At 70.2% G+C, this 16,786-nt stretch carries 19 protein-coding genes; 16 read left to right on the top strand and 3 right to left on the bottom strand.

Translation table 11 applies throughout. The features are described from left to right. Positions 1-31 precede the first annotated feature (31 nt). From hisD to hisI, 8 genes are read left to right on the top strand one after another with little or no spacing between them, the layout of a single operon-like run. A complete protein-coding gene (hisD, locus tag L2Z93_RS10305) occupies positions 32-1,372 on the top strand; it encodes a histidinol dehydrogenase (RefSeq protein ID WP_090585987.1) in 1,341 nt (446 codons plus the stop codon). After that, complete coding sequence (locus L2Z93_RS10300) at positions 1,369-2,502, top strand: histidinol-phosphate transaminase (protein WP_090585990.1); 1,134 nt, start codon at positions 1,369-1,371, stop codon at positions 2,500-2,502. Before hisD ends, L2Z93_RS10300 begins: the two co-directional genes overlap by 4 nt. After that, positions 2,499-3,110, top strand: a complete 612-nt coding sequence (hisB, locus tag L2Z93_RS10295) for an imidazoleglycerol-phosphate dehydratase HisB (RefSeq protein WP_090585993.1) — start codon at positions 2,499-2,501, stop codon at positions 3,108-3,110. The genes L2Z93_RS10300 and hisB overlap by 4 nt, the downstream gene beginning before the upstream one ends. Next, positions 3,107-3,721: an imidazole glycerol phosphate synthase subunit HisH gene (gene hisH, locus L2Z93_RS10290; RefSeq protein ID WP_090585996.1), complete on the top strand. Its 615-nt coding sequence runs from the start codon at positions 3,107-3,109 to the stop codon at positions 3,719-3,721. The genes hisB and hisH overlap by 4 nt, the downstream gene beginning before the upstream one ends. Beyond that, positions 3,722-4,459, top strand: coding sequence for a bifunctional 1-(5-phosphoribosyl)-5-((5-phosphoribosylamino)methylideneamino)imidazole-4-carboxamide isomerase/phosphoribosylanthranilate isomerase PriA (gene priA / locus L2Z93_RS10285; protein WP_090585998.1), 738 nt, complete (start codon positions 3,722-3,724; stop codon positions 4,457-4,459). It begins immediately after the preceding gene. 2 nt (positions 4,460-4,461) lie between these two features. Next, positions 4,462-5,283, top strand: coding sequence for an inositol monophosphatase family protein (locus L2Z93_RS10280; protein ID WP_090586000.1), 822 nt, complete (start codon positions 4,462-4,464; stop codon positions 5,281-5,283). Next, positions 5,253-6,059, top strand: coding sequence for an imidazole glycerol phosphate synthase subunit HisF (gene hisF / locus L2Z93_RS10275; protein WP_090586004.1), 807 nt, complete (start codon positions 5,253-5,255; stop codon positions 6,057-6,059). Before L2Z93_RS10280 ends, hisF begins: the two co-directional genes overlap by 31 nt. Continuing rightward, positions 6,056-6,403 (top strand): phosphoribosyl-AMP cyclohydrolase, encoded by a 348-nt coding sequence (hisI, locus tag L2Z93_RS10270; protein ID WP_090586006.1) that lies wholly within the window; start codon positions 6,056-6,058, stop codon positions 6,401-6,403. Before hisF ends, hisI begins: the two co-directional genes overlap by 4 nt. On the opposite strand, the gene L2Z93_RS10265 is transcribed toward hisI, so the two are convergent. Both L2Z93_RS10265 and L2Z93_RS10260 read right to left on the bottom strand, forming a co-directional pair. Further along, on the bottom strand, positions 6,400-6,912 hold the full coding sequence (locus L2Z93_RS10265) for a DinB family protein (RefSeq protein ID WP_090586009.1): 513 nt from the start codon (positions 6,910-6,912) through the stop codon (positions 6,400-6,402). The genes hisI and L2Z93_RS10265 overlap by 4 nt on opposite strands. Positions 6,913-6,949: 37 nt before the next feature. Then, entirely contained in the window at positions 6,950-7,750 is an 801-nt protein-coding gene (locus L2Z93_RS10260) for an ABC transporter ATP-binding protein (RefSeq protein WP_090586013.1), read from the bottom strand. Between the two features lie 292 nt (positions 7,751-8,042). Here L2Z93_RS10260 and L2Z93_RS10255 point away from each other — a divergent pair, with 292 nt between their 5' ends. From L2Z93_RS10255 to L2Z93_RS10245, 3 genes are all read left to right on the top strand, one after another. Beyond that, positions 8,043-8,543, top strand: coding sequence for a DUF222 domain-containing protein (locus L2Z93_RS10255; protein ID WP_090586017.1), 501 nt, complete (start codon positions 8,043-8,045; stop codon positions 8,541-8,543). Beyond that, a complete protein-coding gene (locus L2Z93_RS10250) occupies positions 8,506-9,861 on the top strand; it encodes an IS256 family transposase (protein ID WP_090585016.1) in 1,356 nt (451 codons plus the stop codon). Before L2Z93_RS10255 ends, L2Z93_RS10250 begins: the two co-directional genes overlap by 38 nt. A 64-nt stretch (positions 9,862-9,925) precedes the next feature. After that, a complete protein-coding gene (locus tag L2Z93_RS10245) occupies positions 9,926-11,119 on the top strand; it encodes an HNH endonuclease signature motif containing protein (protein WP_234786006.1) in 1,194 nt (397 codons plus the stop codon). A gap of 17 nt (positions 11,120-11,136) precedes the next feature. On the opposite strand, the gene L2Z93_RS10240 is transcribed toward L2Z93_RS10245, so the two are convergent. Then, positions 11,137-11,592, bottom strand: coding sequence for a peroxiredoxin (locus tag L2Z93_RS10240; RefSeq protein WP_090585910.1), 456 nt, complete (start codon positions 11,590-11,592; stop codon positions 11,137-11,139). 55 nt (positions 11,593-11,647) lie between these two features. Here L2Z93_RS10240 and L2Z93_RS10235 point away from each other — a divergent pair, with 55 nt between their 5' ends. From L2Z93_RS10235 to trpA, 5 genes are all read left to right on the top strand, one after another. After that, entirely contained in the window at positions 11,648-13,174 is a 1,527-nt protein-coding gene (locus L2Z93_RS10235; protein WP_234786005.1) for an anthranilate synthase component I, read from the top strand. After that, positions 13,167-13,814, top strand: a complete 648-nt coding sequence (locus L2Z93_RS10230) for a TIGR02234 family membrane protein (protein ID WP_090585905.1) — start codon at positions 13,167-13,169, stop codon at positions 13,812-13,814. Before L2Z93_RS10235 ends, L2Z93_RS10230 begins: the two co-directional genes overlap by 8 nt. A gap of 77 nt (positions 13,815-13,891) precedes the next feature. Continuing rightward, on the top strand, positions 13,892-14,710 hold the full coding sequence (gene trpC / locus L2Z93_RS10225) for an indole-3-glycerol phosphate synthase TrpC (RefSeq protein WP_090585902.1): 819 nt from the start codon (positions 13,892-13,894) through the stop codon (positions 14,708-14,710). A gap of 5 nt (positions 14,711-14,715) precedes the next feature. Then, the gene (gene trpB / locus L2Z93_RS10220; RefSeq protein WP_090585901.1) at positions 14,716-15,975 is read left to right on the top strand and encodes a tryptophan synthase subunit beta; all 1,260 of its coding nucleotides are present in this window, start codon (positions 14,716-14,718) and stop codon (positions 15,973-15,975) included. Continuing rightward, positions 15,972-16,784, top strand: a complete 813-nt coding sequence (gene trpA, locus L2Z93_RS10215; RefSeq protein ID WP_090585898.1) for a tryptophan synthase subunit alpha — start codon at positions 15,972-15,974, stop codon at positions 16,782-16,784. Before trpB ends, trpA begins: the two co-directional genes overlap by 4 nt. The last annotated feature ends 2 nt before the right edge of the window (positions 16,785-16,786 follow it).

The following is a 16,786-nucleotide window of genomic DNA, read 5'->3' as shown; positions in this document are numbered from 1 at the left end:
TCCCTGGACCGATCAGCGACAATAAGAAGCGATGTCCACATTCCGCATGCCCCGCGTCGACCTGCGTGACCGCAGCCTGTCGGCGGCCCAATTGCGCGCCGCCCTGCCCCGCGGCGGCGTCGACGTCGACGCGGTGGTCCCCGTCGTCCGGCCGATCGTCGAAGACGTCGCCGAGCGCGGCGCGGCCGCGGCGCTGGAGTACGGCGAACGCTTCGACGGCGTGCGCCCGGCCGCGGTGCGCGTCCCGGCCGCCGAGCTGACCGCGGCGGCCGCCGAACTCGACGACGACGTCCGGGCCGCCCTCGAGATCGCGATCGAGCGGACCCGCGCCGTGCACGCCGATCAGCGCCGCACCGACACGGTCACCGAACTCGGCCCCGGCGCGGTGGTCACCGAACGCTGGGTGCCGGTGGAGCGGGTCGGGCTGTACGTGCCCGGCGGCAACGCCGTCTACCCGTCGTCGGTGGTGATGAACGTGGTGCCCGCCCAGGCGGCCGGAGTGGACTCGCTGGTCATCGCCAGCCCGCCGCAACGCGACAACACCGGCGCGTTCGCCGGCCTGCCGCACCCGACCATCCTGGCCGCCGCCGCGCTGCTGGGTGTGCGGGAGGTGTGGGCCGTCGGTGGCGCCCAGGGGATCGCGCTGCTCGCCTACGGCGGCGCCGACACCGACGGCGCCGAGCTCGACCCGGTCGACATGATCACCGGCCCGGGCAATATCTACGTCACCGCGGCCAAGCGGATCTGCCGCAGCCAGGTCGGCATCGACGCCGAAGCCGGCCCCACCGAGATCGCCATCCTCGCCGACGACACCGCCGACCCGGCGCACGTCGCCGCAGACCTCATCAGCCAGGCCGAGCACGACGAGATGGCCGCCAGCGTGCTGGTCACCGACAGCGCCGAGTTGGCCGAGTCCGTCGACGCCGAGATCACCGCCCAGCTGGAGACCACCGTGCACCGCGAGCGGGTGCGCACCGCGTTGAGCGGCCCGCAATCGGCCACCGTGCTGGTCGACGACACCGACACCGGCGTGCGGGTGGTCAACGCCTACGCCGCCGAACACCTGGAGATCCAGACCGCCGACGCGCCCGGCGTCGCGGCCCGGATCCGTTCTGCCGGAGCGATTTTCGTCGGCGCCTACGCGCCGGTCAGCCTCGGCGACTACTGCGCGGGCTCCAACCACGTGCTGCCCACCGCGGGTAGCGCCCGGCACTCCAGCGGCCTGTCCACCCAGACCTTCCTGCGCGGCATCCACGTCATCGAGCACACCGAAGCCGCCCTCAAGGACGTCGCCGGGCATGTCATCGCGCTGGCCAACGCCGAGCAGCTGCCGTCCCACGGCGAGGCGGTCCGGCGCAGGTTCGAACGATGACCGCCGCACCCGGCGCGGCGGTCGCACTGGCGGACCTGCCGCTGCGCGCCGATCTGCGCGGCAAAAGCCCCTACGGCGCTCCGCAGTTGAGCGTCCCGGTGCAGCTCAACACCAACGAGAACCCGCACCCGCCGACCCGCGCCCTGGTCGACGACGTCGCCGCGTCGGTGGCCGCGGCCGCCACTGAGCTGCACCGCTACCCCGACCGCGACGCCGTCGCGTTGCGCGCGGACCTGGCGGCATACGTCAGCGGCCGCACCGGGGTGCGCCTCGGCGTCGAAAACCTGTGGGCCGCCAACGGTTCCAACGAGGTGCTGCAGCAACTGCTGCAGGCCTTCGGCGGCCCGGGCCGCTCGGCGATGGGGTTCACCCCGTCGTACTCGATGCACCCGGTCATCGCCGACGCCACCCAGACCGAGTGGATCGGCGTGCCGCGGGCAGACGACTTCGCGCTGGACACCGCGGCCGCCGCGACGGCCATCGCAGAGCGCCGGCCCGACGTCGTGTTCGTCACCAGCCCCAACAACCCGACCGGGGCCAGCGTCGGCATCGACGATCTGCGGGAGCTGCTGGCCGCCATGGACGGCGGGGTGCTGATCGTCGACGAGGCCTACGGCGAGTTCTCCGCCCAGCCCAGCGCGGTGCGGTTGATCGACGAGTTCGGCGACCGGCTGGTGGTCAGTCGCACCATGAGCAAGGCGTTCGCGTTCGCCGGCGGCCGGCTCGGTTACCTGGTCGCCGCGCCGGCGGTCATCGACGCCATGCTGCTGGTGCGGTTGCCGTACCACCTGTCGGTGCTCACCCAGGCCGGCGCCCGCGCGGCGCTGCGGCACGCTGATGACACCCTCGGGTCGGTGGCGGTGCTGATCGCCGAGCGCGAGCGGGTCGCGGCGGCGTTGCGCGCCATGGGATTCCGGGTCACCCCCAGTGACGCCAACTTCATCCTGTTCGGCGACTTCACCGATTCGGCGGCCGCCTGGCAGCGCTACCTGGACGCCGGCGTGCTGATCCGCGACGTCGGCATCCCCGGAAAACTGCGGGTCACCATCGGCCTGGACACCGAGAACGACGCATTCCTGGCCGCCAGCGCGCAGCTGGCGGGCACCGACCTCGTGCAGGAGCCATCATGACCAACCGTCGGGCATCCATCACCCGCACCACCCGGGAATCCGACATCACCGTCGAGATCGACCTGGACGGGTCCGGGGTCACCCAGATCGACACCGGGGTGCCGTTCTTCGACCACATGCTCACCGCGCTGGGCAGCCACGCCAGCTTCGACCTGACCGTGCGGGCGGTCGGCGACACTGACATCGAGGCGCACCACACCGTCGAGGACACCGCGATCGTGCTCGGCCAGGCGCTCGGTCAGGCGCTCGGCGCCAAGTTGGGCATCCGCCGATTCGGCGACTCGTTCATCCCGATGGACGAGACCCTCGCGCACGCCGCCGTGGACGTGTCCGGCCGGCCGTACTTCGTGCACACCGGCGAGCCGGACTACCTCGTCGACTTCACCATCGCCGGGACCGGCGCGCCGTATCACACGGTGATCAACCGGCACGTGTTCGAATCGCTGGCGTTCAACGCCCGCATCGCGCTGCACGTGCGGACGCTGTACGGCCGCGACCCGCACCACATCACCGAGGCCCAATACAAGGCGGTGGCGCGCGCGCTGCGCCAGGCCGTCGAGTTCGACCCGCGGGTGAGCGGCGTGCCGTCCACCAAGGGCACCCTGTGAAGTCTGTCGTCATCCTGGATTACGGGTCGGGCAACCTGCGCTCGGCCCAGCGCGCGCTGGAACGCGTGGGCGCCACCGTCGAGGTCACCCCGGATCCCGCGCGCGCGTCGGCCGCCGACGGCCTGGTGGTGCCCGGCGTCGGGGCGTTCGCGGCCTGCATGGCCGGGCTGCGCGGGATCGGCGGCGAGCAGATCATCGCCGACCGGTTGGCCGCCGGGGCGCCGGTGCTCGGTGTCTGCGTCGGGATGCAGATCCTGTTCAGCCGCGGGGTGGAGTTCGGACACAATGCGCAGGGCTGCGGTTTCTGGCCGGGCGCGGTGACCCGGCTGGAGGCGCCGGTCATTCCGCACATGGGCTGGAACACCGTGGCGGCGGCGCCGGGCAGCCGGTTGTTCGCCGGCCTGGACCCCGACACCCGGTTCTACTTCGTGCATTCCTACGCCGCGCAGGACTGGTCGGGCGCCGACGACGCGCAGCTGACCTGGGCCCAGCACCACGTGCGGTTTTTGGCCGCGGTCGAGGACGGGCCGTTGTCGGCCACACAGTTCCATCCGGAGAAGAGCGGCGACGCGGGCGCGGCGCTGCTGTCCAATTGGGTTGAAGGGTTGTAGATGTCGTTGATTCTGTTGCCGGCCGTCGACGTGGTCGAGGGCAAGGCGGTGCGTTTGGTGCAGGGCCAGGCCGGCAGTGAGACCGAGTACGGCTCGGCCATCGAGGCCGCCGAGACCTGGCAGCGCGACGGCGCCGAATGGATCCACCTGGTGGACCTCGACGCCGCCTTCGGCCGCGGCTCCAACCGGGAGCTGCTGGCCGAGGTGGTTGGCAAACTCGATGTGGCCGTTGAGCTTTCCGGCGGCATCCGCGACGACGAGTCGCTGCGCGCCGCGCTGGCCACCGGCTGCGCCCGGGTGAACCTGGGCACCGCCGCGCTGGAGAACCCCAAGTGGTGCGCGCGTGCCATCGCCGAGCATGGCGACAAGGTGGCCGTCGGACTGGACGTGCAGATCGACGACGAGGGCCGGCACCGGCTGCGCGGGCGCGGCTGGGAGACCGACGGCGGCGACCTGTGGGCGGTGCTGGAACGCCTGGACGCCGAGGGCTGCTCGCGGTTCGTGGTCACCGATGTCACCAAGGACGGCACCCTGACCGGCCCGAACCTGGACCTGCTGGAAACCGTCGCCGAATGCACCGACGCCCCGGTCATCGCCTCCGGCGGGGTGTCGAGCCTGGACGACCTACGCGCCATCGCCACCCTGGTCGGCAGTGGCGTGGAGGGCGCGATCGTCGGGAAGGCGCTCTACGCCGGGCGATTCACCCTGCCCGAGGCGCTGGAAGCCGTGCGCGGGTAGCGATGCCCACACCGTCGCCCGAGCAACTCGAGGCCCTGCTGGACATCGCCGCGGGGATCCTCGACGGTGTGTGCCCGCAGTTCCTCGACGGTCACCGCGCCGCCTCGGCGGTCGCCAAGCTCGGCAACGACTTCGCCACCGAGGTTGATCTGGCGATCGAGCGACGCGTGGTCGCCGAACTCACCGCGGCGACCGGGATCGGCGTGCACGGCGAGGAATTCGGCGGCCCCAGCCTCGATTCGGAGCTGGTGTGGGTGCTCGACCCGATCGACGGGACGTTCAACTACGCCGCCGGGTCACCGATGTGCGCGATCCTGCTCGGCCTGCTGCGCGACGGCGAGCCGGTCGCCGGACTGACCTGGCTGCCGTTCACCGGGGAGCGGTACCGCGCCCTGGTCGACGGCCCGGTGCTCGCGGGCGACAGTGCGCTGCCGCGGCTTTCGCCGACCACGGTGGCGGACTCGATCGTCGGCGTCGGCTCCTTCAACATCGATTCCCGCGGCTACTTCCCGGGGGCCTGGCGGGCGGCGGTGCTGGCCGGGTTGAGCCGACGCTGCTCGCGGATCCGGATGCACGGCGCGACCGGGATCGACCTGGCGTATGTCGCCGCCGGGATCCTCGGCGGGGCAATCAGTTTCGGTCACTACGTGTGGGACCACGCGGCCGGGGTGGCGCTGATCCGGGCCGCCGGTGGCATCGTGACCGACCTGGAAGGCCGACCGTGGACGACCGCTTCGCGCTCGGCCCTGGCGGCTGCGCCCGGGGTGCATGAGGAGATGCTGGAGATCGTGGCATCCGTTGGGACCCGAGAGGATTACCTGTGAGCTCAGACGTCGCCACCCGCGTCATCCCGTGCCTGGATGTCGACGACGGCCGGGTCGTCAAGGGCGTGAACTTCGAAAACCTCCGTGACGCAGGCGATCCCGTCGAACTGGCCGCCCGCTACGACGCCGAGGGCGCCGACGAGCTGACCTTCCTCGACGTCACGGCGTCCTCGTCGGGCCGGGCCACCATGCTCGAGGTGGTGCGCCGCACCGCCGAGCAGGTGTTCATCCCGCTGACCGTCGGCGGTGGCATCCGCGCGGTCGCCGACGTCGACGTGCTGCTGCGCGCCGGCGCGGACAAGGTGTCGGTGAACACCGCCGCCATCGCCCGCCCGGAGCTGCTGGCCGAGTTGTCACGGCAGTTCGGCTCCCAGTGCATCGTGCTGAGCGTGGACGCCCGCACCGTCCCCGAAGGTTGCGAACCCACCCCGTCGGGCTGGGAGGTCACCACCCACGGCGGCCGGCGCGGCACCGGCATCGACGCGGTGGCGTGGGCGGCGCGCGGCGCGGAACTGGGGGTGGGGGAGATCCTGCTGAACTCGATGGACGCCGACGGCACCAAGGCGGGCTTCGACCTGCCCATGCTGCGCGCGGTGCGCTCGGCGGTCAGCGTGCCGATCATCGCCAGCGGCGGCGCCGGGTCGGTCTCCGATTTCGCACCGGCGGTGCGGGCCGGCGCGGACGCGGTGTTGGCGGCCAGCGTGTTTCACTTCGGCGACCTGACCATCCCGGAGGTCAAGGCGGCCATGCGCGCCGAGGGGATCACGATCCGATGAGCGAGCGCTACGACCTCGACCCGGCGATCGCCGCGCGGCTCAAACGCAACGCCGACGGGTTGATCGCGGCCGTCGCACAGGAGCACGGCACCCGGGACGTGCTGATGGTCGCATGGATGGACGACGCCGCGCTGGCGCGGACCCTGGCGACCCGGGAGGCCACCTACTTCTCCCGGTCTCGCGGCGAGCAATGGGTGAAGGGCGCGACCAGCGGGCACACCCAGCGCGTGCACTCGGTGCGGCTGGACTGTGACGGCGACACGGTGCTGCTGGTCGTCGACCAGGTCGGCGGAGCGTGTCACACCGGCGATCTCACCTGCTTCGACACGGATCAGTTGCTTTAGCCCGACGCGGCGCCGGTGATGCGCCGAACGTCCCACAGGTGATGGTGGCTGTCGTGGATGGCCAGGCGCAGGGCGTCGAGCACGGTGATGGCCCCGGGTTCGGGGTGGAAGAACGTGAGCTCCTGCGGGGTCATATAGGCGGCCGAGACGAACGCCGCGCGCGCCCGGCGCATCGCGCCCATCGCGGATTCGAAGGGGATTTCCGGGTAGTGGCGCGCAGCGGCCAGCGCGTCCTGGTCGTAGGGCGCCACCCGCGGCTCGGCCATCGCGGGGAGGCCGGTGAACCGCTCCACCCAGATCGACTCGTTGTCGGCGACGTGGCAGATGTATTCGCCGACGCTCCAAGCCAGTTCGTCGATCCGCGCGCCGTAGGTGTGCGCCCGGACGGTCTTATCGAATCCGGCGTGCACCCGCTTGTGCAGCGCAATCAACTCGTCGAACGAATGCGACCACGAGTATCCGCACTCGCGGCAGGGTTCGCCGTACTCTTCGACGCCGGGTTGAGTCACCTCTCGATCGTCGCACGCCGGCCAACGGGCGCGCGCGTCACCCGATGATCAGCCGATCGGCGCGGGTCCGAGCGGTCCAGCGGCCGTCGGTGTGGCTCACCTCGATGGGGTGCCGGAAGGCCGCGCTGACGTGCTCGGTGGTGAGCACCTCCCGAACGGCGCCGGAGCAAACGGTGCGGCCCTCGGAAATGAGCAACGCATGGGTGGTGGACGTCGGCAGCTCCTCCAGATGGTGGGTCACCAGGATGGAGGCCATCTCCGGGTCGGCCTCCGACAGCGCGTCGATGGTCTCCAGCAACTGTTCCCGGGCGGCGACGTCGAGGCCGGTGGTCGGTTCGTCGAGCAACAGCAGTCGCGGACCGGAGATGAGGGCTCGCCCGATCAGCGCCCGGCCCCGCTCACCCTGAGAAAGATTGGGCCACAGCACATCTGCGCGGTGGCTCATGCCGACCAGGTCGATCATCGCCTCGGCGCGGGCCAGCTGATCGGCGGTGGGGGACCAGCGCATCGGGATGTCGATGGTGGCCGTGATCCCGGTCAGCACCACCTGCCGGGCGCTGAGCGGACTGTGCAGCCGGTGCCGCGGATTGACGTGGCCGATACTGCGACGCAACTGCGCCAGGTCGGTGCGGCCCATCTGCGAACCGAGGATCCGCACCGTGCCCGACGTCGGGAAGGTCACCGCAGCGCAGAAGCCCAGCAGCGTCGACTTGCCGGCGCCGTTGGGCCCCAGCAGCGCCCAGTGTTCCCCGCGCGGGATGGTCAGCGAGATGCCGTCGATGATCTGCTTGCCGTCGCGCCGGAAGGTGACGTTGTCGACCTCCAGGACCGGGCTCATCGGAACGCCTCGTTCAGCGCCGAGAGCCGCGTTTCCTCACTGTTTGCCTGATGCATCAACAGGGAGTCTAGGGCAGCCGTACCTCCCGGTTCTCGACTCATTTGAGGTCGCCTCCTCATTGTCTCGCGATGGACTTTAGGCCGCACTTGTAGTGGGGCTTAGGCGGTGTCGCTGAGCGTGGGACAGCTCCCGTGTGGGCCCCGAATTTTCTCATAGAATTCTCACCGTTTGAGGTCCGAATTCGGTTGTCTCGCAGCGTTTCTTGTCGGTGTCGAGGTATAGCGTTTTGGGTATGAGCAGCACCGCCTACGCCGATCGGGAGGCGATCTTCGCCGCCCTCGCGCAGGCCGAAACCGCTCACCACGTCCTGGCTTCGGCGTCCCTCGACGCGCTCTCGTCGGAGGAGATTCTGGAAGTTCTCGCCCGCCGGGAGGCGCTCGCGTGGCGGGCCCCGGCGGCCGACCATCGGCTGCTGGCCCGGCTGATCGCCGACGGCAATCCCGGGGTGTTGGGGGCGGCGAACCTCACCCTCGTGTTGGAGGACCGTCTGCGGATCTCCCGCGGCGCGGCCCGACGGCGGTTGGCCGAGGCAGCCGACCTGGGGCCGCGGGTCGCGGTGGATGGGCAACCCCTGGAACCGGTCATGCCCACCGTGGCGCAGGGGGTGGCGGCGGGGGTGATCGGCCCGGAACAGGTCGCGATCGGGGGGTGTCAGATGGTCTGTGTAAGTCCTGACAAGGGAAGGATCTCAGGGCATGACGACAGATCGGGATTTGGACGCGCGGCTGGCTGAGGCCGCGTCGACGGTGGAGGTGGCCGAGGCGCTGCGGGCATCCGGGGCGGTCGATGAGCTGCTGGCCTCGATCGACTCCGGCGAGGTCGCGCTGACCGGTGAGGGTGGCCTGCTGCCCGGGCTGATCAAGCTCGCGTTGGAGCGGGGCCTGGCCGCCGAGCTGACCGATCATCTCGGCTATGAGAAGGGCGACCCGGCCGGCCGGGGCCTGCCGAACGCCCGTAACGGGCACTCGGCCAAGACCGTGCAGACTGAGGCCGGCCCGGTCTCGTTGGAGGTGCCTCGGGACCGTGACGGGTCGTTCACGCCGCGGCTGGTGCCCAAGGGACAGCGCCGGCTCGGTGGGCTCGATGACATGATCGTTTCGCTGTATGCCGGCGGGATGACGTTGCGGGACATCCAATTTCACCTGCAATCAACGATCGGCGCCGAGGTGTCTCATGAGACGATCTCCAAGATCGTCGACGAGATCTCCGATGAGGTCCTTGCCTGGCAGCGTCGCCCGTTGGATGCGCTGTACCCGGTGATCTACCTCGACGCGATCGTGGTGAAGGTCAAAGACGGCGGCCACACCCGCAACAAGGCCGCGCACATCGCCGTGGGCGTCGATATGGCCGGCGTCAAGCATGTCCTGGGCATCTGGGTCCAGCAGAACGAAGGAGCCTCGTTCTGGGCGTCGGTCTGCGCTGATCTGGCCAACCGAGGGGTGCGTGACGTGCTTATCGTGTGCTGCGACGGGCTCACCGGGTTCCCCGAGGCCATCACGGCGACCTGGTCGCAGGCCACCGTCCAGACCTGCGTGGTGCACCTGATCCGCAACGCGCTGCGGTTCGTGTCCTACAAGGACCGCAAGGCCGTGGCCGCCGCGCTCAAGCCGATCTACACCGCCGCTGACGCCGATGCCGCCCGCGCCGAGCTGGATGCGTTCACCGCATCAGATTTGGGCAAGAAAAACCCCACTGTGACAATGGTTTTCGATCGATCATGGGAGCAATTCATCCCCTTCCTGGAGTTCCCTCCAGAGCTACGCCGGGTGATCTACACGACCAACTCGATCGAGTCGTTGAACTACCAACTTCGCAAGGTCACCAAGACCCGCGGGCAGTTCCCCAACGACGCCGCGGTGGTGAAACTGCTCTGGCTGGCGATCTGCAACATCGAAGACAAACGCGCCGCCGAACGGGCCAAGGAACGCGGCCAGAAACATAACCGAAAGGCCGCCGGACGCCTCGTGGAAGGACAAGTGGTCACCAACTGGAAGAAAGCCCTCGAACAGCTCGTGCTGGTCTACCCAGACCGCATCGAGCCCCACCTGTAGAACACACCAAACGACAACATCAGAGGAAACGACTTACACAAAAGACTTGACACGCTCCGCGATCGTGCGAGACACCTACGCGAAGATCCCGGCGGCGGTGGATCCGGAGACCCGGGCTGATGCCGAGAAGGAGTTGGCCGAGCTCGCCACGCAGTACGGGCCCTCGCATTTGAGCAAACTGGCGACCATGCTGCTCATGGTCCTCGATCCGGACGGGGACTTCGCCGATCGGCGCCGCGCCGCCGCCCGCGGCCTGTCCGTCGGCGCCCAGACCCATGACGGGATGCGCAACCTGCGGGCGCGGTTGACCCCCGAAGCGTGGGCCACCCTAGAACCCATCCTGGAGAAGTTGGCGGCGCCGGGCATGTGCAATCCCGACGATGAACACCCCTGTGTCTCGGGAACACCGTCGGAGGAGCAGATTCAGGGTGATCGGCGCACGATCGCCCAGCGCAACCACGACGCCCTGGTCGCCGCCATGCGGGCACTGCTGGCCTCCGGCGACCTCGGGCAACACAACGGACTACCCGTCACCGTGATCGTCACGACAACCTTGGCGGAATTGAACGCCGCCGCCCACGGCGGAGTCCCCGCCGACCTCAGCGGTGGGCCGATCATCGACCCGGTGGTGACGATCACCGGCCCCGACGCCCCGAGCGGCGGCCCGGTGACCCCGGCCGTGCCGGAACCGCCCGAGAACCCGACTGCCACTGATCCTGCCGGACTCCCGACCCCCTACGTCCCGGCCGCGCTCACGGGGTGGGCGGTGACTGCGGGCGGGTCGATGGTTCCGATGAGTGATTTCCTGCGGATGGCATCGCATGCCCTGCATTACCTGGTGATCTTCGACGGACGTGGCCGACCGCTGTGGCTGGGTCGGACCAAGCGTCTCGCTTCAGCCGATCAGCGGCTGGTCCTGTTCGCCCGGGACAAGGGATGCACCCGGCCGGGGTGCACAGCCAGCGCCTACCGGTGCCAGGCCGATCACCTCGACAATTTCAGCCAGGACGGCCAGACGAATGTCGACGAGCTGGGGCTGGACTGCGGCCCGGACAATCGGATGGCCTACCAACAGAACTGGAGCACCCGACTCAACGCCGAGGGCCGCGTCGAATGGACCCCACCAGCACACTTGGATCGCGGGCAGCCGCGGGTCAATCCGTATCACCAGCCCGCCGACATGCTCGCCCACTTCCACAAACGGTTCCGCCACCAACACCCACCCGGGACGGACCCACCCCAGGGGCCAAAGAGCTAGGGCCGAGAAGCGCCTGACTACCGGGCCGCGAGCGCCGCCAGCGCCTTATCCGCGTGCACGTCCATCGACACTTCGCTCGAGATGACTTCCAGCACCCGTCGGTCCGTCCCGATCACGAACGTGGTGCGCTTGACCGGCGCGAGCTTGCCCAGCAGTCCGCGCTTGACCCCGAATGCCGAGGCCACCGAACCGTCGGCGTCGGACAGCAGCGGGTAGTCGAACTTCTCCTTCTCGGCGAAGCGCGCCTGCTTGTCCACAGCGTCGGTGCTGATGCCCACCCGCTGCGCGCCGGCCGCGGCGAACTCGGCGGCCAGATCACGGAAGTGGCAGGCCTCCTTGGTGCAGCCGGGCGTCATCGCCGCCGGATAGAAGAACAGCACCACCGGGCCGTCGGCCAGCAGGTCGCTGAGCCGGCGCGGGGTTCCGGTCTGATCGGGCAGGGTGAAATCATCGACGGTGTCTCCGGGCTTCATAGAAGGTCACGCTACGCCGCGAATCCCGTTGGCGGCGTCTGGGAGGATGGTGCCCGTGCATTCCGACGACACCGGCGCCACCACCCGCGAACAATTCGCCGCGCTCGCCGCCGAGCACCGGGTGGTCCCGGTCACCCGCAAGGTGCTCGCCGACGCCGAGACACCGCTCTCGGCCTACCGCAAGCTCGCCGCCAACCGGCCCGGCACCTTCTTGCTGGAGTCCGCGGAGAACGGTCGGTCCTGGTCGCGATGGTCGTTCATCGGCGCCGGCGCGCCCACCGCGCTGACGGTCCGCGACGGGCAGGCGCACTGGCTCGGCGCCGCGCCGGCCGGCGCCCCCACCGGCGGTGACCCGCTGGCCGTGCTGCGCGACACCCTGGCCCTGCTGGAAAGCGAACGGCTGCCCGACGTGCCGCCGCTGACCGGCGGGATGGTCGGGTTCTTCGCCTACGACCTGGTGCGCCGGCTGGAGCGACTGCCCGAATTGGCCACCGACGACCTCGGCCTGCCGGACATGCTGATGCTGCTGGCCACCGACATCGCCGCTGTCGACCACCACGAAGGGTCGATCACCCTGATCGCCAACGCGGTCAACTGGAACGGCACCGACGAACATGTCGACGCCGCCTACGACGACGCGCTGGCCCGACTGGATGTGATGACCAAGGCGCTCAGCCAGCCGCTGCCGTCGACGGTCGCCACCTTCGCGCGGCCCGCGCCGACCTACCGGGCCCAGCGCACCCCCGAGGAGTACACCGCCATCGTCGACAAACTCGTCGGCGACATCGAAGCGGGGGAGGCCTTCCAGGTGGTGCCCTCGCAGCGCTTCGAAATGGACACCCCCGCCGAGCCCATCGACGTGTACCGGATGCTGCGGGTCAGCAACCCCAGCCCGTACATGTATCTGATGCACGTCCCCGACGGCGACGGCGGAACCGCGTTCTCCATCGTCGGCTCAAGCCCGGAAGCCCTGGTCACCGTCACCGACGGCCGGGCCACCACGCACCCGATCGCCGGCACCCGGTGGCGCGGGGAAACCGAGGAAGAGGACATCCTGCTGGCCAAGGACCTGCTGGCCGACGAGAAGGAACGCTCCGAGCACCTGATGCTCGTCGACCTCGGCCGCAACGACCTGGGCCGGGTCTGCGAGCCGGGCACCGTCAAGGTCGAGGACTACAGCCACATCGAGCGCTACAGCCACGTCATGCACCTGGTCTCCACCGTGCACGGCGATCTCGCGAAAGGCCGCACCGCCCTGGACGCGGCCACCGCGTGCTTCCCGGCCGGCACCCTGTCCGGCGCGCCGAAGGTGCGCGCGATGGAACTCATCGAAGAGGTCGAACTGACCCGCCGCGGCCTCTACGGCGGAGTCGTCGGCTACCTCGACTTCGCCGGCAACGCGGACTTCGCCATCGCCATCCGCACCGCCCTGATGCGCGACGGGAAGGCCTACGTGCAGGCCGGCGGCGGCGTGGTGGCGGACTCCAACGGCCCGTACGAGTACAACGAGTCGCGGAACAAGGCCACCGCGGTGCTCAACGCCGTCGCCGCCGCCGAATCCCTGACACCGACCCGTGGCTGACCGGTCGCGCCGGGTCGCGCAACTGTTGCTCCTGGTCGCCGCGCTCGGGCTGTGGGGCGCCTCCCGTTTGACCTGGGTGAGCATCATCGTCGCCGACGGGCTCGGCCAGCCCCGCGACATCGACGTCAACGGCGCGGCCTGGTCCGCCGCGCTGACGCCGCTGGCGTTGGTGCTGGCCGCGGTGGCGGTGGCCGCGCTGGCCGCGAAACCGTGGGCGCTTCGGCTGCTGGCCGCGGTGGTCGCCGCCGCGGTGGCCGCCCTCGGCTACCTGGGTGTCAGCCAGTGGGTGGTCGCCGATGTGGCGCGCCGCGCCGCCGGCATCGTCGACGTCGCCACCAACACCCTGGCCGGCAGCTCCCGGCACTACTCGGGCGCGGTGCTGACGCTGATCTGCGCGGGGTGCGCGCTGGCCGCGGCGGTGCTGCTGCTGCGGGCCGCGTCGAGTTCGGGGACCACCGCCGCCGCCCGGTACGCGGCTCCGGCCGTTCGGCGCGGTGATTCGGCCCGCACGGCCGGGGCCGGGGCGGCGATGTCGGAACGGATGATGTGGGACGCCATCGACGAGGGCGACGATCCCACGGCCGATTCGACGAGTGACGCCGACGCCGCGGACCGGGAGCCGGGCGGGCAGGGGCGGTGAACCGCAGGGCGCCTACGACGGCTACCCTTCTCCCATATCCCGCAGACCGATTTCGTATTGAAGGGGAACCGTCAGCCATGAGTTCGGCGAGCGTGCTCGACTCCATCATCGAAGGAGTCCGCGCCGACGTTGCCGCCCGCGAGGCGGTGGTGAGCTTTGCCGAGATCAAGGCCGCCGCGGAGGCTGCTCCGGCGCCGCGTGACGTGCCGGCCGCGCTGCGCCGGCCGGGTATCGGCGTTATCGCCGAGGTCAAGCGCGCCAGCCCGTCCAAGGGTCAGTTGGCCAATATCGCCGACCCGGCCGATCTGGCCCGGGCCTATGAGGCCGGCGGCGCCCGCATCATCAGCGTGTTGACCGAGGAACGGCGTTTCCATGGATCCTTGGCGGATCTGGACGCGGTCCGCGCGGCGGTCTCGATCCCGGTGCTGCGCAAGGACTTCATCGTCGGTCCGTACCAGATCCACGAGGCACGCGCGCACGGCGCGGACATGGTGCTGCTGATCGTCGCCGCACTCGAGCAGCCCGCGCTGGAAGCGATGCTGGACCGCACCGAATCACTTGGCATGACCGCGTTGGTCGAGGTGCACACCGAGGAGGAGGCCGACCGCGCGTTGCGCGCCGGGGCCAGCGTCATCGGCGTCAACGCTCGCGACCTCAAGACCCTGACGGTGGATCGGGACTGCTTCGGCCGGATCGCCCCCGGGCTGCCCAGCGGCGTGATCCGGGTGGCCGAATCCGGTGTTCGCGGCACTGCCGACCTGCTGGCCTACGCCGGAGCCGGCGCCGACGCTGTGCTCGTCGGCGAGGGCCTGGTGACCAGCGGAGATCCGCGCAGCGCGGTCGCCGACCTGGTCACCGCTGGCGCGCACCCGTCCTGCCCGAAGCCGGCGCGCTGACACCGATGGATCGCACCCCCGGGTTGCCGCACGCCAGCGCTGGCGTCGCCGTCCCCAGCCAGCATGATCCCGATGCTCGCGGTCACTTCGGCGTGTACGGCGGCCGGTTCGTCGCCGAAGCGCTGATGGCCGTCATCGAAGAGGTCACCGCGACCTACGAGAAGGTCCGCAACGACCGCGAGTTCCTCGACGAACTCGACCGGTTGCAGGCCGACTACGCCGGGCGGCCGTCGCCGCTGTACGAGGCGGCTCGGCTGTCCGACCACGCCGGCGGCGCCCGGATCTTCCTCAAGCGCGAGGACCTCAACCACACCGGCTCGCACAAGATCAACAATGTGCTGGGCCAGGCGCTGCTGGCGCAGAAGATGGGCAAGAAGCGGGTCATCGCCGAGACCGGCGCCGGCCAGCACGGGGTGGCCACTGCCACCGCGTGCGCGCTGCTCGGCCTGGAGTGCGTCATCTACATGGGCGCGGTGGACACCGCGCGGCAGGCGCTCAACGTGGCCCGGATGCGGCTGCTGGGCGCCGAGGTGGTTTCCGTGACCGCCGGTTCGGCCACCCTCAAGGACGCCATCAGTGAGGCGTTCCGGGACTGGGTCACCAACGCCGAGAGCACCTACTACTGCTTCGGCACCGCGGCCGGGCCGCACCCGTTCCCACTGCTGGTGCGCGACTTCCAGCGGGTGATCGGGCTGGAGGCCCGCCAGCAGATCCTCGACCGCGCCGGCCGGCTGCCGGACGCGGTGGTGGCGTGCGTCGGCGGCGGCTCCAACGCGATCGGCGTCTTCCACGCGTTCATCGACGACCCGGGTGTGCGACTGGTCGGTTTCGAGGCGGCCGGCGACGGGATGGAGACCGGCCGGCACGCGGCGACGTTCACCGGCGGATCGCCGGGCGCGTTCCAGGGCTCGTACTCCTACCTGCTGCAGGACGAGGACGGCCAGACCATCGAATCCCATTCCATCTCAGCGGGATTGGACTACCCGGGCGTCGGCCCCGAGCACGCCTGGCTCAAGGACACCGGCCGCGCGGAGTACCGCCCGATCACCGACACCGAGGCGATGGACGCGTTCGGGCTGCTCTGCCGCACCGAGGGCATCATCCCGGCGATCGAATCCGCGCATGCGGTGGCCGGCGCGCTGCAGCTCGGCCGCGAACTGGGCCCCGGCGCGGTGATCATCTGCAACCTGAGCGGTCGCGGTGACAAGGATGTGGCCACCGCCGCCAAGTGGTTCGGCCTGCTCGACGACGAGGCGGCGCAGTGACGAATCAGGTCGCGACCGGACAGCAGGGCCGGCTGGGCCCGGTGTTCGAGGCATGTCGCGCCGACAACCGCGCGGCGCTGATCGGCTACCTGCCCACCGGCTACCCGGACGTGGACACCTCGATGCGCGCGATGGCGACCCTGGTCGAATCCGGTTGCGACATCGTCGAAGTCGGCATCTCCTACTCCGATCCCGGGATGGACGGACCGGTCATCGCCGCCGCGACCGAAGCCGCCCTCAAAGGTGGTGTGCGGGTTCGTGATTCGCTGCGGGCCGTCGAGACGGTCAGCGCAGCCGGTGGCGCCGCGGTGGTGATGACGTACTGGAACCTGGTGCTGCGCTACGGCGTTGACGCTTTCGCCCGTGATTTGGCGGCCGCCGGCGGGATGGGCATCATCACCCCGGACCTCATTCCGGAGGAGGCCGACGACTGGCTGGCCGCCGCCGAGGCGCACCAACTGGACCCGATCTTCCTGGTCGCTCCGTCGTCGACCCCGGAGCGCCTGGCCATGACGGTGTCGCACTGCCGTGGCTTCGTGTACGCGGCGTCCACCATGGGCGTCACCGGGGCGCGGGACGCCGTGTCGAACGCGGCTCCGGAACTGGTGGCTCGGATTCGCGAGGTGTCCGACATTCCCGTCGGCGTCGGGCTGGGTGTGCGTTCCGGCGCCCAGGCCGCCGCGATCGGCGGCTACGCCGACGGCGTCATCGTCGGGTCCGCGCTGGTTTCAGCGCTCGGCGATGAGGGCATTCCGGCGCTGGGGGAACTGACTGCAGAACTTGCCGCCGGGGTGCGGCAGAGGGGATAGGT

Origin of the sequence: Mycolicibacterium brumae, from assembly GCF_025215495.1 — a bacterium.
In the GTDB taxonomy this organism is placed as follows: Bacteria; Actinomycetota; Actinomycetes; order Mycobacteriales; family Mycobacteriaceae; genus Mycobacterium; species Mycobacterium brumae.
This window is presented reverse-complemented; position numbering and strand designations above follow the sequence as displayed.

What these genes read in the sequence shown, in the direction of transcription:
- hisD (WP_090585987.1), top strand. Translation starts at nt 32, where the DNA reads ATGTCCACATTCCGCATGCCCCGCGTCGACCTGCGTGACCGCAGCCTG.
- L2Z93_RS10300 (WP_090585990.1), top strand. Translation starts at nt 1,369, where the DNA reads ATGACCGCCGCACCCGGCGCGGCGGTCGCACTGGCGGACCTGCCGCTG.
- hisB (WP_090585993.1), top strand. Translation starts at nt 2,499, where the DNA reads ATGACCAACCGTCGGGCATCCATCACCCGCACCACCCGGGAATCCGAC.
- priA (WP_090585998.1), top strand. Translation starts at nt 3,722, where the DNA reads ATGTCGTTGATTCTGTTGCCGGCCGTCGACGTGGTCGAGGGCAAGGCG.
- L2Z93_RS10280 (WP_090586000.1), top strand. Translation starts at nt 4,462, where the DNA reads ATGCCCACACCGTCGCCCGAGCAACTCGAGGCCCTGCTGGACATCGCC.
- hisI (WP_090586006.1), top strand. Translation starts at nt 6,056, where the DNA reads ATGAGCGAGCGCTACGACCTCGACCCGGCGATCGCCGCGCGGCTCAAA.
- L2Z93_RS10260 (WP_090586013.1), bottom strand. Translation starts at nt 7,750, where the DNA reads ATGAGCCCGGTCCTGGAGGTCGACAACGTCACCTTCCGGCGCGACGGC.
- L2Z93_RS10255 (WP_090586017.1), top strand. Translation starts at nt 8,043, where the DNA reads ATGAGCAGCACCGCCTACGCCGATCGGGAGGCGATCTTCGCCGCCCTC.
- L2Z93_RS10250 (WP_090585016.1), top strand. Translation starts at nt 8,506, where the DNA reads ATGACGACAGATCGGGATTTGGACGCGCGGCTGGCTGAGGCCGCGTCG.
- L2Z93_RS10240 (WP_090585910.1), bottom strand. Translation starts at nt 11,592, where the DNA reads ATGAAGCCCGGAGACACCGTCGATGATTTCACCCTGCCCGATCAGACC.
- trpC (WP_090585902.1), top strand. Translation starts at nt 13,892, where the DNA reads ATGAGTTCGGCGAGCGTGCTCGACTCCATCATCGAAGGAGTCCGCGCC.
- trpB (WP_090585901.1), top strand. Translation starts at nt 14,716, where the DNA reads ATGGATCGCACCCCCGGGTTGCCGCACGCCAGCGCTGGCGTCGCCGTC.